The 16,594-nt window shown below is 57.7% G+C and carries 8 protein-coding genes; 3 read left to right on the top strand and 5 right to left on the bottom strand.

Translation table 11 applies throughout. The features are described from left to right. Nucleotides 1-24 precede the first annotated feature (24 nt). Entirely contained in the window at nt 25-10,080 is a 10,056-nt protein-coding gene (locus SPH27_RS17675; protein WP_182072753.1) for a BapA/Bap/LapF family large adhesin, read from the bottom strand. A gap of 761 nt (nt 10,081-10,841) precedes the next feature. Between SPH27_RS17675 and SPH27_RS17670 the strand changes: the two genes are divergently transcribed. From SPH27_RS17670 to SPH27_RS17660, 3 genes are read left to right on the top strand one after another with little or no spacing between them, the layout of a single operon-like run. Beyond that, nucleotides 10,842-11,369 carry a tetratricopeptide repeat protein gene (locus SPH27_RS17670; protein WP_033146334.1) on the top strand — a complete coding sequence of 176 codons (528 nt, stop codon included), beginning with the start codon at nt 10,842-10,844 and terminating at the stop codon, nt 11,367-11,369. 7 nt (nt 11,370-11,376) lie between these two features. Further along, complete coding sequence (locus SPH27_RS17665; protein ID WP_112778433.1) at nt 11,377-11,907, top strand: sigma-70 family RNA polymerase sigma factor; 531 nt, start codon at nt 11,377-11,379, stop codon at nt 11,905-11,907. Then, nucleotides 11,904-12,695: an anti-sigma factor family protein gene (locus SPH27_RS17660; RefSeq protein WP_182072746.1), complete on the top strand. Its 792-nt coding sequence runs from the start codon at nt 11,904-11,906 to the stop codon at nt 12,693-12,695. The genes SPH27_RS17665 and SPH27_RS17660 overlap by 4 nt, the downstream gene beginning before the upstream one ends. Here SPH27_RS17660 and SPH27_RS17655 read toward each other — a convergent pair. The 4 genes from SPH27_RS17655 to SPH27_RS17640 all read right to left on the bottom strand — a co-directional run bounded on the left by SPH27_RS17655 (nt 12,687) and on the right by SPH27_RS17640 (nt 16,593). Then, nucleotides 12,687-13,244, bottom strand: coding sequence for a YceI family protein (locus tag SPH27_RS17655; RefSeq protein WP_182072744.1), 558 nt, complete (start codon nt 13,242-13,244; stop codon nt 12,687-12,689). The genes SPH27_RS17660 and SPH27_RS17655 overlap by 9 nt on opposite strands. Before the next feature lie 174 nt (nt 13,245-13,418). Next, the gene (locus tag SPH27_RS17650) at nt 13,419-13,775 is read right to left on the bottom strand and encodes a hypothetical protein (RefSeq protein ID WP_182072742.1); all 357 of its coding nucleotides are present in this window, start codon (nt 13,773-13,775) and stop codon (nt 13,419-13,421) included. Between the two features lie 570 nt (nt 13,776-14,345). Continuing rightward, on the bottom strand, nt 14,346-15,572 hold the full coding sequence (locus tag SPH27_RS17645) for a hypothetical protein (RefSeq protein WP_322435752.1): 1,227 nt from the start codon (nt 15,570-15,572) through the stop codon (nt 14,346-14,348). 4 nt (nt 15,573-15,576) lie between these two features. Next, nucleotides 15,577-16,593: a site-specific integrase gene (locus SPH27_RS17640; protein ID WP_322435751.1), complete on the bottom strand. Its 1,017-nt coding sequence runs from the start codon at nt 16,591-16,593 to the stop codon at nt 15,577-15,579. Nucleotide 16,594: the final 1 nt, after the last annotated feature.

Here is a 16,594-nt window from a genome sequence, read left to right as displayed (position 1 = left end):
CCGGGTCATCTCTTGCAGGTGCTATCAGGTAATGATGTGTTGCTGGTTAACAAGCTCGTCGTAGGTAGTCTGAACGCCATCAAGCGTAACGAGCGTGGTATTAGTGTAGGTGCCTCCCGCACCGTCACGGTCGATGGAGATCACGGTATTGCCATTACTATTAGTGACATGGAGATAATTCCCCAGCGTCGCGGCGCTACCGTTCCAGCCCACCAGCAGATCGCCGATGTCGATTTTGTCCCCCTGCGCCAGCGAGAAGCCGGTCCAGTGATCGCCCGCGGTGCTGCTGACGTTACCCGCCGTGGCATTCCCCACGGTACTGTTCAGCACCTGGTAAATCAGCGTATCGCCGTAGGCCGTACCGGTGATGGCGTCGTTATGTTCCGAACTGATGAACTGCGGCGCCATATTGATGGTCAGCGTGGCGCTGTCCGTTCTCCCGGTGGAGTCGGTCAGGGTGTAGTTGAAGGTCTCCTTCGACGTCATGGATGAGAGCGATACCCCGCTGTTGAGGGTATAGGTGTAATGGCCGTCAGCGCCGATCGCCAGGACGCCGTAATGGCCGGTGATGTTCACCGTTGCGCTGCCGGTATACGGATCCAGCGTGGTGGTCACGCCGTTGTACCCGGTCACGCTCAGACGGGTATCCACCGAGTGGAGCTGATCCAGCACGCCGCCAGAATCGGTACCGTCAAAGATATTGCCGTTGACGGTGTGGCTGCCGGTGACGTCGAAATCACTCAGCGAGTAGGTGGTGCCGTTCACGCTTGGCGTGATGGTGATGTTCCCCACGCTCAGCCCCGGTACGCTACCGGTAAAGTTCAGCGTATAGGTCCCGGCATTCAGATCCAGCCCGGTGAGCGGGATGTCGATACTGCCGCCCAGCAGCGAGCCGCCGCTGAAGGAGCCGCTGCGTATCACGCCCGAGCCATCGCTGATGGACCAGTTTACCGTCAGCCCGCCCAGCGCCAGCAGCGAGGCCACGTTAAAGTGGAGCGACACGTTGTGCAGCGCGGTGTTCGCGTCGACCACGAAGGTTCCGCTGCCGGAGCCCTGGGTTGACGAGAGCAGGGCCGTCGTCCAGCTGGCGGTGCCCACGGTCGTATCCGAGTATGCCGACGTGTGGTGCACCGAGGTGAGGTCCATCGTGGCGCTGACATCGTTCACCGCATCCATCGCCCGAGGGGTTGGGGTGATGTTGAGCGATGCCGTATCCTTCGAGCCGTCAGGCGCGGTAACGGTGTAGACGAAGGTATCCGGCGTGCTGATATGGTCCGCTCCCACGCCGCTTCTCAGGGTGTAGGTGTACTGTCCGGACGAATTGATGGTCAGCGTGCCGTATTCCCCCTGAATGGTGGTGGTTCCACTGCTGTTGACCGCCACGCCGTTCACTTCGGTGACCAACGTGCCTGGAGGAACTGGGTCATTCGCCAGCACGTCGCCCGTGGTGGTTTCGCTGATGCTCGCCACGCTGTAGACATGATCCTGCAGGACGCTCAGCGTGTAGCCCGTCAGGACGGCGATCCCCGATGCGGTATTGAGTAAGAACAGGTACTCCCCGGCCGGCAGATTCAGCGTCAGCTGGGATGACGAGCCCCCCAGCAGCGGAGCGCGCAGCCAGCCCGACTCGAAGCGAACCTGCTCGAAGGTCTGGGTGGCGTTGTTGAACTTATAGACGTACAGATCGAATACCGACGCCAGCGCCACGCCGCCCACGGAGGCCTGGATGGTCATGGTGCGGGTCGTGCCTTCCTCCACGTTGTAGATAATCGGGTTGGTCATGTCGTCCAGCAGGTTAAGCCCCAGCGTGCTGCCGAGATTAATGCCCACCAGGGTAAAACCGTTCTGAGACGAGGCGCCGTTATTAATCTCGCTCACGGTGGTGTCAAAGGTCAGCGAGGCCGTATCGTCCACCGCCACAATGCCGTTGATTACCGTACCGGCACCCAGAGACAACACCAGCTGCGCCGACGCGCTGACGCCGTTATGGGTGATGGTGTAGGTGAAGTTCTCCGTCCGGCCAACGACCGCGGCGCTGGTGTCGGTCAGGTTGTAGGTGTAGCTGCCGTCGCGGTTGATGGTCAGCGTACCGTATTTGCCCTGGATCACCGTGCCGTCGGCGTTCACGCTGGTGGTGACGCCCTGGGCGTTAGTGACTGCGGAAATGGTGGTTCCGGCCGGCGCGTTGTCGCTGCCGGCTGTCGGGTCCGTATCGAGGATCACGTTGCCGTTGAGGCTGGTATCGCCCGTGACCGTACCCGGACCGGTCTCTTTCACCGCCACGTCGAGGCTGGTGTAGGAGCCGGTCGCCAGCAGGTTGGTGTTGTAGCTGAGCACGCGATAGTTGCCGTCGGCCAGCCCGGTCAGGTTCAGCGATACGCCGGTTGCGCCGAGGGTAAGGAGATCGGCAAACTGCGGTTGGCCGGTATCCACCACGGTGGTCCAGGCGCCGTTGACGTAATGCTGAACCACCAGCTCAAGGGTGTTGAGCAGAGAGAGCACCGCACCCGTGGCGTTGGCGTTCACCACGATATCCGCGCTGCCGCCGCTGCCCACCGTGAAGTTGACCTGGGCCGTATCATTGCCCAGCAGCGTCAGGACGTTGCCCACGGCGCCGACCAGCAGGAAGCCGTAATCGCTGTACTGGCTGTTGGTCACGGTTGCCGTGGTGCTGAGATTCAGCTCTTCGACGTTATTGCTGGCGGAGAGCGGCACCACCGGCGCAAGGGCGGAGCCCGGCAGCGAGGTGTTGCCCGCGGCGTCGGTGGCGGTGATCTGCAGCGTCTGGCCTTCGGTCTGTTTGTTAATGAAGGTGTAGGTGTAGGTGCCGTTGCTGCCCGCAATGGCGGTCACCGTCGAGCCGTCCGCAAGGCGGATCGCGACGGTGCTGCCTGCTTCCGCAGTCCCGGTCAGGACGCTACCGTCGGCGTTGAAGGTCCCGGTCGGCGCCGTTGGGGCAGTCGTATCGACGATAATCGTCGTCACGGCTGACGCCACGCTGGTGTTGCCCGCCGCATCGGTGGCCGTGGCGGTGAAGTTATGCGTGCCTTGCGCCAGCGTGGTGGTTTGCGGCAGGGTCCAGTTGCCGCTGCCGTCGGCGGTCACCGTGCCCACCAGCGTGATGCCATCGTAGATCCGCACCGTGGCATTCGCTTCGGCGGTTCCGCTCAGCGTTGGGCGCGTGTCGTTGGTCGGATTCGTACCGGTCACCGGGCCGGTAACGCTGCCGACGTCATCAATCACTGAAATGATGGTCGGTGCGCCCGGCGCGAGGGTATCGACGTTAATCACGTACCCGGCGGTCGGCGCGCTGGCGTTGCCCACCGCATCGGTGGCGGTAAAGGTCAAATTGTGCGGACCGTTGCCCAGCGCCGGGGATGGCGTAAAGCTCCACGCCCCGCCGGTCGCCGTCACGCTGCCGATTTGTACGCCGTTATCGAAGATTTTCACCGTCGACCCGGCTTCCGCCGTACCGCTGAGGGTTGGCTGCGCGTCGTTGGTGAACCCGCCGTTCGCCACCGGCGTCGCCGCATTGCCCACGTCATCCAGAATGCTGGTCAGCACCGGCAGCGCAGGCGGCGTGGTGTCGACGGTGAGGCTAAAGCTGGTGGACGACACGCTGGTGTTGCCTGCCGCATCCGTCGCCTGCGCGGTGAAGCTGTGCGCGCCAGCGGTCAGCGTGGTGTTGAGCAAGATACTCCAGCTTCCGTTGCCATCCGCGGTGCCCGTTCCGACAAGGGTAGTTCCCTCATAGATCTTCACGGTGGCAAACGGTTCGCTGGTTCCGACAAGGCGCGGTACCGTATCGTCGGTTGTTTGCCCGGACGTAAGCGGGCCGGTGATGGTGCCCACGTCGTCTATCGCCTGGCTGATAACCGGCGCGTTCGGTGCGGTGGTATCCACAATCAGGGTAAAGTCCGGCGAGTTCAGGCTGACGTTGCCCGCTGCATCGGTGACCGTGGCGGTCCAGGTATGGCTGCCGTTGGTCAGCGGCGTTGACGGCGTAAAGCTCCATGCGCCGGTACCGTCCGCCTGAACGGTGCCGACCGGCTGCCCGTTCTCATACACGGTGACCGTGGCGTTGGCGGTCGCGGTGCCGTTTAGCGTCGGCGTGGTGTCGTCGGTGCTCTGCCCGGAAGAGAGCGGAGTTTGAATGCTGCCCGCGTTGTCACCCGCGGTCGAAATGACCGGCGCCGACGGCACGCCCGTATCCACCGTCAGGTTAAACGGTGTCGTCGTGCTGCCGGTATTGCCAGCCACGTCGGTGGCATTGAAGGTGATGGCGTGTGGACCTTCGCCCAGATCGGTACCCGGGGTGAAGGTCCAGCTGCCCTGGGCATTCACCACCGCAGTGCCAATTTCGTTGCCATCAACGATCACGTGCACGGTAGAACCCACCTCGCCCGTACCGTTGAAGGTTGGGCGCGCGTCGTTGGTGCTGTTACCCGACGTGAGCGCCCCGGTGACCGGACCGACGTCGTCAATCACGCTGGTCACCACCGGTACGCCGGGAGCTGCGGTATCAATGGTAAAGGCGAAGACCGATGAGTTAGCCGAGGCGTTGCCTGCGGTATCCGTTGCATACGCGCGCAGGGAGTAGCTGCCGTCGCCCAGCGGCGCGGTCGGCGTAAAGGACCAGTTCCCGCTGCCGTCAACGATCGTCGTGCCAATCTGCGTGCCGTTATTCATGATGTGAATCGTGCTGCCCGCCTGCCCGGTGCCGCTGATGGTCGGGGTGCTGTCGTTGGTCACCTGGCCGCTGGTGAGGTTACCCTGGACGCCGCCAGGGACGTTGTCGCTCACATTATCCAGCGTCGGAACCGTCGGTGCCGTCAGGTCAACCACCACGCTCCAGGGAGCTGAGACCGCGCTGACGTTGCCCAGCGGATCGGTCGCCTGGACGGTGAAGCTGTGCGAGCCTTCGCCGAGCGCGGTGTCAGGGGTAAACGTCCACGCGCCGGTGCCGTCAGCCGTTACCACGGCAATCTGGGTACCGCCGTCGAAAATGGTCACCACGCTGTTTGCGTCCGCTGTCCCCGAAAGGGTTGGCGTGGCGTCGTTCGTCTCGGTGCCGCTGACCACCGTGGTGGCGGCGTTACCGACGTTATCCGTGACGTTGGTGATGACCGGCGTGGCGGAAACGGAGTCCACCACGACGGTGAAGCCCGCCGAAGGACCGCTCTGATTCCCCGCCGGATCGGTCTCGCGGATGGTCAGGATATGGTTGCCTTCAGTCAGGACGGGCGTGGTGTAGCTCCAGGTGCCCGTATTGCCGACCTCCGCGGTCCCCAGCAGCACGCCGTTGTTGTAGATGGAGATGGTATCGCCGACCGCGCCGGTGCCGGTGAGGGTCGGCTGGTTGTCGTTGGTGGTCTGGCCGCTGGTCAGCGGTCCGGTGCCCGGACCGACGTCGTCAATCACCGCGCCGATAGCTGGCGTGCCCGGTGCGGTGAGGTCGACGGTGACGCTGGCCGCCGGAGAACGGCCGCTGGTCTGGCCGTTGAGGGTCGCCGTCACCTCAAAGGTGTGCAGCCCTTCGCCAAGCGCGGCTGGCGTATAGCTCCAGTTGCCGCTGCCGTCGGCGGTCACCGTCGTCAATGGCGTCGCGCTACCGTCCTGATAGATGGTAATCAGGCTGCCCGCTTCGGCCGTACCGGTAAGCGTTGGCGTGGTGTCATTAGTGGTTTTGCCTTTAACATCGCCAGTAATCGGGTCTGCATCATCGACGATCGCCGTGATGACGGGCACCTGCGGCAGGTCGAGCGGTGAATCGACGACGACAAAAGGCACGCCCGCGCTGGCATTCCCTGCGGCATCCGTAGCGGTCACGGTCAGCGTGGTCGGATCCAGCTGCGCCGGGCTCAGCGCAATGGAGAAGTTGCCGTCGCTGCCGACAACGCCGGTACCAATGACCGTGGAACCGTTTGTCACGGTAATGATGCTTCCCACTTCACCGGTACCGGTCAGCGGTGTTCCTTCATCAGCCAGCAGCATGTTGCCCGGATCTGCCGGGGCGACGGTGTCTACCGTCACGCTCAGCGGCGCTGAACTGCCTGAGAGATTACCCGCGGGGTCGCGGGAAGAGACGGTGAAGGTATGCGGGCCATCCGGCAGCGTCGTGTCGGCAGTCCAGCTCCAGGTGCCGCCCGGCTGGACCGTCACCAGCACCGTAGATGGCGTGCCGTCTACGGAAACGATAACGGTGGTACCGGGTTCACCGGTCCCGGTAAGGGTTGGCGTGCCGTCCTTCGTGTAGAGCACGTTATTAGACAGCTGGCCGTCAGCTACGGCGCTAATGACGGGGATCTCAGGCGCAACGGTATCGAGGGTAACGGTAAAGACTGAACTCGGCGCGCTGACGTTACCCGCTGCGTCCACGCCCGCCACGGTAATGTTGAGCGGACCGTCCGTTTGCGTTGGAAGCGTCAGGTTCCATTCCCCGTTAGCCACCACGACACGGCCCACTTCGACGCCGTTGTTATAGACGATCACCGTCTCACCGTTGACGCCGGTTCCGCCCACTGTCGGTGTGGTATCCGTGATGTAGCCACCGTTAGGCTCACCGCCCACTGCACTAATCACCGGCGTATCCGGCGCCAGGGTATCCACGATGATGGTAATCGCTGGAGAAGGGTCAGAGACGTTGCCCGCTTCATCGGTGGCGGTGGCGGTATAGGCGTGGCTGCCCTCGGCAATGTCGCTGCCAGGGCGCCAGCTCCAGTTGCCGCTGCTGTCTACCGTGACGGTGCCCACGACGGTCGATATGCCGTTGACGGTGTCAGTGATGTTGATGACGTCGTTCGGCGTGCCGGTGCCGCTCAGGACCGGGCGCGGATCGTTGGTGGTTCCGCCATCGGGTACGGGGCCGGTGATCTGGGTGACGCTGTCGGTGACGGTCGGTGCCGCAGGCGTAGCCGGCGCTTCGGTATCAATGGTGATGGTTACCGGCTGCGACGGGGCGCTTTCGTTGCCCGTGCCGTCCACGTTGGTGACGGTCAGGGTGATGTCATAGGTACCGCCGGACAGTGGGGGTGATGGCGTCCACGACCAGCTGCCGGTACTGTCCACGACAGCGTCGCCGATTTTGGCGCCGTTGTTGTAGATCGTCACGGTATCGCCCGCCGTGCCGGTACCGCTCAGGGTTGGCGTGGTGTCGCGGGTGGTTTCGCCCGGGTTCAGCGTTGTTGTTGTTCCGTCAGGATTGACGGTGATGGCCGGGACGTCCGGCGTGGCAGGCGCGACGGTATCCACCGTCAATACAAACGGGCTGGAGATGGTGGTATTGCCTGCGGCATCCGTGGCGTGAACCGTCAGGGAATGCGGGCCGTCGGTGAGCGGGGTAACGGGCGTAAAGCTCCAGCCCCCGCTGCCGTCGAGGGTGGCGGTACCGAGCAGGGTGGCGCCGTCATAGACGGTGATCGCCGCGTCAGCCGGGGCGGTGCCCTGCAGCAGCGGTGTGGTGTCATCCGTGGTATCGCCGCTGCTGAGCGTGCCCTGAACGCCGCCGACGTCATCGGTCACGGTGGCGATGGTTGCCGCCGCAGGCGGCGTGGTATCGACGGTCAGGGTAAAGCCGCCTGACGGCTGGCTGGTGTTACCCGCCGCATCGGTGGCGACAACGGTAAAGGTATGAGGCCCGCTGCCAAGAGGCGTGGTGAGGGTATAGGTCCACGTGCCGTTGTCGTCGACCAGGACCGTGAAAAGATCGGTGCCATCCAGGCGGATGGTGACGCTTGAGCCAGGTTCAGCCGTACCGTTGAGCGTCGGCGTGGTGTCGTTGGTGCTGTCGTTGGGGTTGAGCGCACCGAGGCGCTCCGGCACATCATCCAGCACCTGGGTAATGACCGGGGCGGCAGGCGCGACGCTGTCAATCGTCAGAGTCCAGGTGTTGGAGACGCCGCTGGTGTTACCTGCCGCATCGGTCGCGACGGCGGTCAGGGCGTGCGGACCCTCACCGATCGGCGAGGAAGGCGTAAAGATCCATACGCCAAGACCATTGGCGACGGTCGTACCAATAGCAACACCGTCCACGCGCACGGTGACCGTCGCGTTTGCTTCGGCGGTACCGCTGAGCGTCGGGGTTGCGTCGTTAGTGGTCTCATAAATGTCGAGCGAGCCGGTGCGACCGGGAACATCGTCCACAACTTGTGAAATCACCGGGGCGCCGGGTGCCGTGCCGTCGACGTTAATTGTCCACGGGTCTGATAACCCGCTTGGATTACCGGCGGGATCCGTCGCCTTCGCGGTCAGCACCCAGGTGCCATCGGTCAGCGGTGCGGGCGGCGTAAAGCTCCACAGGCCGGAGGAGGGAACAACCGTCGTACCGAGGACATCGCTGCCGTTATAAATCGTGATGGTCGAGCCCGCTTCGCCCGTCCCGTTCACGGTCGGGGCCCGGTCGTTGGTGAGGCCGTTTTGGCCCACGGGGCCGGTGGTGGCCTGCAGGTCATCAATCACCGACACGATAATTGGCGTCTGCGGTGGGGTAATATCCGGTGACGCCGCGGAGGTTGCGGGCCCCGTGTTGCCCGCCGCGTCGGTGGCGTCAGCGGTCAGGATTTCGCCGTTGAGCTTCGGCGGGGTCAGCGTCAGGCTAAAGTTCCCTTCGCTGTCGGCAACAACAGTGCCAAGGGTGACATTACCTTCACGGATGGTCACCGTGCTGCCAGCTTCCGCGATGCCGCTGATGGTGCCGCCATCATTCGAAACCTCGAGATTACCCGGGGCAGACGGCGGCGTGGTGTCCACGGTGAAGATGACGGGCTCTGAGGTCGCGCTCAGGTTTCCGGCGGCATCGGTTTCAGTGACGGTTATGGAGTGTGTCCCGTCCGGAAGCGGGCCGTTCGGCGTGACGCTCCAGGTGCCGTTGGGCAATACCGTCGTTGTGCCAACCACCACGCCGTTATCGTAGATGGTGATGGTTCCGCCGGGCTCGCCGGTTCCCGCGAGGATGGGCAGTGAAGCATCGGTTGGCGCGACAGACGTGATGGTTCCCTTGATAAGGCCCGTATCGTCGGTCAGCACAATCGCGCTCGGCGCGTCCGGCGGAGTAAGATCCACCGTCAGGGTAAACACCGGCGAGGCAGGCCCGGTGTTGCCGGCGGCGTCGGTTGCCCGCACGGTAATCTGGTGAGTGCTTTCGCTCAGATCAACCGACGGGGTAAAGGTCCAGGTGCCGTTGCTGGCGACGACCGCTGTACCAATGGCGACCCCGCCGTCATAAATCGTCACGGTCGAACCTGCTTCGCCGGTGCCGGTAAGCTGCGGGCGCTGATCGTTGGTGCTGCCGCCGCTGCTGACTGCTCCCGTCTGCGGGGCGATATCGTCCGTTACGCTGGTGATTGCTGGCGCATCGGGCGCGGTGGTGTCCGGCGCGTTGAGCGTTGTGCCCGGGCTGGTATTCCCGGCGTTATCCGTCGCGGTGGCGGTCACCTGCTCGCCGTTAGTCAACGGTGTGTCGAGAGAGACGGTAAAGCTGCCGTCGCTGCCCGTTTTTCCTGTGCCAATGACGTTGCCGTTCGCGTCTTTCAGCGTGATGGTACTGCCGGGTTCTGCGGTACCGGTGACGGTTTTGCCATCTGAAGAGAACTTAAGGCCGGAAGGCGCGTTCGGCGCTGTCGTATCCGCATTGGCCGAATTGTTACTGCCGCCACTATCACCGCCGCCGGTGCTTGCCGCCGCCGCGATGCCGCCCGCTGCGGCAATTCCGCCCAGTGCCCATGGCCAGATGGCTGCACCACCGGCGTCGCTCCCGGAGGCCGCAAGCAGCACGTCCGTAGACGCGATGGATTCGTACGTGGCGGCTCCGGTCGGATCTTCAATCCACCATAATGCGCCGTTGCTGTCCTGCAGTACCAGCTGGCTCACGCCCTGCGCGTCCGTGACGTAGAAGTTTTTAAGGGTGATCACCTCGCCGGAGTGCAGCGTAACCAGCAGATCGTTACCGTTTCGCGCGAAGTGGGAGACGCTCGCTCGCTCGACATTAAGCTCAACGATAGAGGAATGGCTCAGGGTAACCTGTGTGCCTTCCGTGGTCGTTTCCACGCCAGTAAGTTTCGATATAACAGAGATTTGGCTCATTTAGGCATTACTCCAGCAGATGTGTCATGAACGGCGAGCAAGACGAGCCATCTCTGCAGAAGGTAAAGGGCGCCCCCGGCGCAGTCGCTGTTATTACGCAGCACTGACCGTTGTTTTTAGCGCGCACGATGCCCGCCAGAATTCAGAGTGGCAACATCAGAGCGAATCTAATGACTTATAAAAGTGAACAATTTTTATGGGTGTTTTGTATCGTGTAAAACCCTGTAATTAATAGAGGAATTATTTTTTAGAATATAAAAATGATATAGACAGAAAACGAAGGTTGTGCAAATTAAGCTTTCGTAAATAAGTGCCAAAACAATGAAGAGGGCATTAATGTATTGGGGTGGTTAATAATTTACTTGGCTCAACCTTTTGTTTTATATCATTTTAGTTTTAACCTGTGACGTTGATTCTGAATATGATTTACGCAGTATGATAATTGGTAGGGGACATTTTTAATATAATATAAAACGTTATTGTTTAAGCGCGCTTAATATGTATTTAAGTTAGGGTAACGTTTTTGATATAAGATATATTATGTCACTCACACAATAAAATATATTCTTATGCAGGCTTAAAACTCTGCTATCACGCGAAAATAATAGCGTTAAGTAAAGGGTAAAATAACCTGATTTATTTCCATTGGTGCTACGACGTCAGCATGATTTTGCGACAGCAAAAAATTCACGGGGAGAATGAATAAAAATCGTCAGTCGGGCGTTTACTGACGTCACTTCCTTCTTACCCTGGAGCTTTATATGAACACGATCTCGTTTCGTTTGATCCCGGTGCTGATTTTTTCCCTGCTGTCCCCCCTGGCGCTGGCAATGGGCAATAATAGTACCGAGAGCAAAACGCCCGATTGTCCTTCCGGACAGGTGTATGACAGCGCCACCCAGAAATGCGTGCCGGACAAGAGCAGCAGCCTCAGCGACCAGGACAAAACCAACTATGCGTACCATCTCGCGAAGAAAGGCGAGTACCAGGCGGCGCTGAACCTGCTTGATTCGCTGAAAAATGGCAATACGGCTGAAGCGTGGAACTATCGCGGGTTCGCCACGCGCAAGCTTGGCCGCACGGACGAAGGGATTGGTTACTACCAGCGCGCGCTGGCTATCGCACCGGATTATGCCAAAGCCCGGGAATATCTCGGTGAAGCGTGGATGGTAAAAGGACGTCCTGACCTCGCGAAAGAACAGCTGAAGGTGATTGCCGGTATTTGTGGCCAGTCCTGCGAGGAGTACCGTGACCTGCAGGCCGCCATCAACGGGCATCCGGAATCCTGATTTTCTCGTGGAGGGAAAACACATCGCTACCAGTGAGGTTCGTCAACAGTTAGCCGCACACCTGCCGCGCCTCTGGCGCTATGGGCTGGTGCTGTCGCGAAACAGGGATATCGCCGAAGAGCTGGTTCAGTCCACCTGCGTGCGTGCGCTTGAAAGGAGCAGCCAGTATACGCCGGGCACGCGCATCGACAGGTGGCTGTTCGCGATACTGCACTCCATCTGGATCTCTGAGCTTCGGGCACGACACGTGCGTCAGGGGCAGGGATTTGTGGCCAGCGACGAGCTTCTGGCGCCGGACACCCGCGAACAGGATGAGACGCGCCTGCATTACATGAAGGTGATGCAGCGCGTCAACGCGCTGCCTGAAGCCCAGCGCAACGCGGTATTTTTGGTTTATGTCGAAGGCTTTACCTACCAGGAGGCGGCGGACACTCTGGCTGTGCCTATCGGTACCGTGATGAGCCGGCTGGCGACGGCGCGGGCTCGGCTTGCCAGATCCGCTGACGCACTGCCTCCGGCAAAGGAGAAACGCTCTTGAACTCGCACCGTTTTGCACCGCCCTATAACGACGACGCTATCGTGGCATGGATTGATGGCGAGATGTGCCGCGTCGACGCGCAGCAATTTGAAGAACAGTTGAAAAGTGACGAACGCCTCTCCGGGCGAACCAACGAACTGATGAAAAGCAGCCAGGATTTCGCCGGGGCGTTTGCCCACATGCTGGATGAGGCGCCACTTGAGGCAATGCAGGCGCGTCTGGCGGCACTTCCCGATCCACAATCCTCCACGCCGGCTGGCGTCAGCAGGCGGGCGCTGATCGCCGCGTCGGTCAGTTTTTTGATGGTCGGATCCGGGCTGGGCTACCTGCTGCGGCCCGCTTCCGCGCCAGCGGATGAGAACGCTCATATTCGCGACCTCGAAGCGCAATATATGTCCCTGTACAGCGTTGAGACGCTGCTGGATATGGACAGCGCAACGCCGGTCCTGCAGCGCGGGCTGGAACGAGCCGCGCAGGACATCGGCATCAAGCTGCACATGTCGCAGCTTGTCCTGCAGGGGGCAGAGCTGAAAATGGTGCGAATGCTGCGCTATGAAACCACCTCGATCGCGCAGATTGCCTGGATTAACGCCGACTACGGCCCGATGGCGCTCTGTATCTCTCCTGTAGATGAGAAGACTATGGCCTCTCTGCGCCAGGAGCAGCGGCACGGCATGAACCTGGCGTGGTGGCAGGAGGCGGGCTACCAGTTTGTCCTGATTGGCCGCAACCCGCCGTCTCACCTGCGGGGAAACGCGGAGCAGCTACAGCGGCTCATCTCAGGATGACGGCACGTCGTTCGTCTGAATCGCAATAGCGATGGCAATACGATCGTCCACGACCAGCGCAAACTTATCCATCCCGTAGGCCGCGCGCGAGATCGCCGTCGTGGCATCCAGCGTGAGGGCCTGCGCGTGTGGGTCTTTCACGATGGCCTCCAGGATCACCGGGCGGGCGATGTTTCGTACGGTCAACGTGCCGAACACCCTGAACCGCCCGTCGCCCTGGGCGACCACGCGAGAGCTGATGAACTCGATAGTCGGGTAGCGCTCGGATTCAAAAAACATATCGCTTTTCAGCTGCCAGGTGAGCAGCTTGTTTGAGGCTACGAGAGTCGCTACGGGAATGGTGACGTGAATATGGTCGTCGACGTCATTTTCCGGGTTGAGCGTCACGGCGCCCGTCACGCCGCTGAACGTCGCCCAGGAGAGGATGCCGCCAAAGGCATGCCACGACAGCCGAATGGCGGTGTTATTGGTGTCAATTATGTAGCTCTTCGGGGCAGCCATCGCCCACGGACAAATCAAAACAAGCACTATCACCAGGCGTCGAAGCATCTCAGGATCTCTTTTAGGGGGGCAGGGAGTAAACGCGTCACCCCCGGGATCTATTCGGCTTTGTTGACGTTATTTCAACCGGAGCGCGATAACCGGACCTGGTGACAAGTGTAGCCTTGAGAACGCAGAGCTGCGGGGAATAAAAAAGGCCGCTTGCGCGGCCTTTCAAAGGGATTACTCAGTGACTTTCTTTTCCAGCTCGCTGGCACCTTCTTTGGTTTTGTTCCAGCCTTTCTCAGCGCCTTCTTTGGTGGCATCCCACCCTTTCTCGGTGCCTTGTTTGGTTTTATGCCAGGCTTTCTGGGAATCTTCGCTGACCTTGCTGCCCAGGCTTTCGCTTTTACCCTCCGCAGCATGCTTCTGTTTCAGCTTCAGCTCTTCACCTTTGTTCTGCTCTGCGTGCAGTTTTTGCTTCGCCTCGTTGGCGTTTGCGTTCGCCGCAGCGACGGTATCGTCAGTTGCATGTGTGGTCGCAGCAAATACTGGGGAAGCCAGCAGAACGGCAGATAATGCGATAATTGTTTTTTTCATAATATCCTCATTTAACGTTATCGGTTATGAGCGTGATTCAGCATGGCACAGGCGAAACGGGATGGCTTTAGGAAAAAACTGTAATGAGATCAATGTGCCCTGCTGAGGGATATTTCGCCTGAGGATTATCCAAAGGATAAAAAGCCTATTTCAGCAAGGGCGGCGAGAGTCAGGAGAATGAAGATAATAACGGTTATGGGTCTGTACATGGTGGGTTCCTTCCGGGTTGAGCGGCTATTCCGTAGCGCTGGGTGGTGTGGGTAATTTTGCACAGGAGAAGGGGGAAGGGGTTGATGTTTGTCAAAGGGATGGAAGGAACCGTGGGCATGGGGCACAAAAAAGCCCGCAGGGCTTGCGCCGTGCGGGCTTTCAGGACTTCATCAGTCGACTCTGGTGATCGCCGATGGAGAATTTTGGTGCTGGCGGGAGTTGAACCCGCGTCCGAAATTTCTACATACCATTTTTACTATAATTAAAACAGTAATTTACGTTTTAAAACAGAGTGTTAGTGTTATTTTGTATTTGTCCGTTTTATGCGTTTTTATTGCTCTGCCGCCAATATGTCGCCATTTAGCTCGACACCTTTTGAACGATTTTTTGATGCTTAAACAGTCGATCTACTAGTAGTTGTAACTTGTAAAAATCAGTAAGTGGATATAGTTTGACGATATCTTCCTCAAAGTTTGCAATACCTGAGAGCTTTTCTTTTTTCTTCAGATACATGATTGCATTCTCTTGCTCTTTAGAAAGGGGTAAATGGTTTTGATAATCAAGAGTTTTAAGTACTTGCCAAGACATTGGCGCTGTAAATTCAAACGATGAACTCAATCTTGGACAGTATTCGTTCGTTACCGACTGTTTATATGTCGCCTTAGGTGGTAATACGACATTGATTGAGTATCTGCTATTTCTTGATGTGGGCATTTTAGTAGAAAAATATGCTATTCCAGCAATTGGGGATTTGACTCGACGTCCAATCCATTGCATTAAAAGATTCGGAATGATATATTCTGGCGTGAATGAGGCACTCTCATTTGTTTTCAGATAATTACAAGCTATTATTAATGGCCAAAATATAAAATAAGATGCTTTAGTTCTATTGTCAAAATATAATTGTTCATCACTGGCTGTGTTTTTTATTGGAAGCGTTAGGTGGTGTGATGCAAAATTTAATATTTTTGATTTATCATCATCAGTAATAAACGATGATATGTATAGTTTGTCAAAATCTGGTTTTCCCATCTCTTGCCAACAAACATATAAAGATGTGCCAAGATATAAACATGGTTGACCAGCAACAGAATAGCGCTGAGCATTAACAAGATATCTTTTTGAAAATGGTATGTGGAAAATATGTTCGTGGTCTGTTAAGGCAGATTCTGATTTTCTTACTCGATATAGAGGTTCATCTTTACTACAAATATCCTTAAGCAATACGCTGATATAATTCAGTTGAGTTACTGTCGCCTCTTTAGACATCACTTCATCAAATACATCATATGCTGACTTAATGTCACCGGATAAAAACTCCTCTAAAGACTTCTGGATACAAGTTTGAATATTTTTTATCCTGCTAATGAAGGGTTTAAGGTAGCGTCCACACTCATTAACGTTTTCTTTGATTACTACATCAAGAAGGTCATTGTAAATATTGCAACGATTGGAGAAATCACTTGCGATATCCCCTTTGATTTTAAACGGTGGATTCAGTTCTGTGTGTGTTAATAACTTCTCTAAGAAGTAATTAATCCACAAAGTGTGTTTTTTCTCATTTTTTATCTTGTTTTTATTTTCCATGATTTTACTCTAAATTATTTAATGGGTTTTTTGTTATGGCATCTTCCAGATGGTCTGGTGAAAAGTGCGCATAAATCATAGTCATTTTTATATCGGCATGACCAAGTATTTCTTTAAGCACAAGTATGTTTCCACCGTTCATCATAAAATGACTGGCGAAAGTATGGCGCAGCACATGAGTGCATTGTCCCTCTGGTAGATCGATCCCGGCTCGCTTCACTGCGCGCTCAAAGGCTTTTCTGCATGGTGTGAATAGATTCCCTCTGTTTTTGGGAAGTTCATCATAAAGCTCCTGAGATATCGGTACGGTTCGGTTTTTCTTGCCTTTGGTTTTGGTATAGGTGATCCGGTATTTTGATAACTGATGGCCTTTAAGGTTTTCGGCTTCACTCCACCGCGCGCCGGTAGCTAGGCATACCTTTGCGATCATCAATAGGCTAGGGCTTTGAGAATCAGCGCAGGCATCAAGCAGGCGTTTAATTTCGTCCGAGGCCAGGAACGCCAATTCACCCTCTGCGATTTTGAATGTTGGTAGCCCAGCTAGTGGGTTAGGAGCTGCCCAGTGGCCCAGCTTCTTCAGGGTGCCAAAAACGGATGATAAGTTACGCTGTTCAAGATTTACCGTGCGAGGTTTTACTGGCGACATTAGCGCGCCTTCTTTGTTACGTACCTCACCTTTCAACCGTGCTTCACGATATTTCGTAAAGTCACCGGCCGTTAACTCAGATGCGACCGGATCGCCCAGCCCATTGCAGATAATGTTCAGTTTCGCCATCAGGCGTTTGGGGTCTGAGAGCGTCTGGCCATAAAGAGAGTGCCACTGCTCAATCAGTTCTGACAAACGACGCCGATCTTCTTTTTCACCCAGCCACGGCTTTTTGTTCACCTCATCCATGGTGAACTTTTCGAATGCTACAGCCTCGCTCTTCGTCGCAAATTGCTTGCGTACGCGTTTGCCGTCACGCCCGTTTGGGTAACACTCGCACAACCATTTTCCGTTCGGCTGCTTTCGGATCGTCATG

The organism is Enterobacter sp. A103 (assembly GCF_034427535.1).
Classification (GTDB): domain Bacteria; phylum Pseudomonadota; class Gammaproteobacteria; order Enterobacterales; family Enterobacteriaceae; genus Enterobacter; species Enterobacter asburiae_B.
The sequence above is the reverse complement of the archived record's forward strand: the minus strand, read 5'-3'. Positions and strand labels throughout refer to the sequence as shown.

Coding starts and splice junctions, on each gene's coding strand:
- SPH27_RS17675 (WP_182072753.1), bottom strand. CDS start 10,080: ATGAGCCAAATCTCTGTTATATCGAAACTTACTGGCGTGGAAACGACC.
- SPH27_RS17670 (WP_033146334.1), top strand. CDS start 10,842: ATGAACACGATCTCGTTTCGTTTGATCCCGGTGCTGATTTTTTCCCTG.
- SPH27_RS17655 (WP_182072744.1), bottom strand. CDS start 13,244: ATGCTTCGACGCCTGGTGATAGTGCTTGTTTTGATTTGTCCGTGGGCG.
- SPH27_RS17650 (WP_182072742.1), bottom strand. CDS start 13,775: ATGAAAAAAACAATTATCGCATTATCTGCCGTTCTGCTGGCTTCCCCA.
- SPH27_RS17645 (WP_322435752.1), bottom strand. CDS start 15,572: ATGGAAAATAAAAACAAGATAAAAAATGAGAAAAAACACACTTTGTGG.
- SPH27_RS17640 (WP_322435751.1), bottom strand. CDS start 16,593: ATGACGATCCGAAAGCAGCCGAACGGAAAATGGTTGTGCGAGTGTTAC.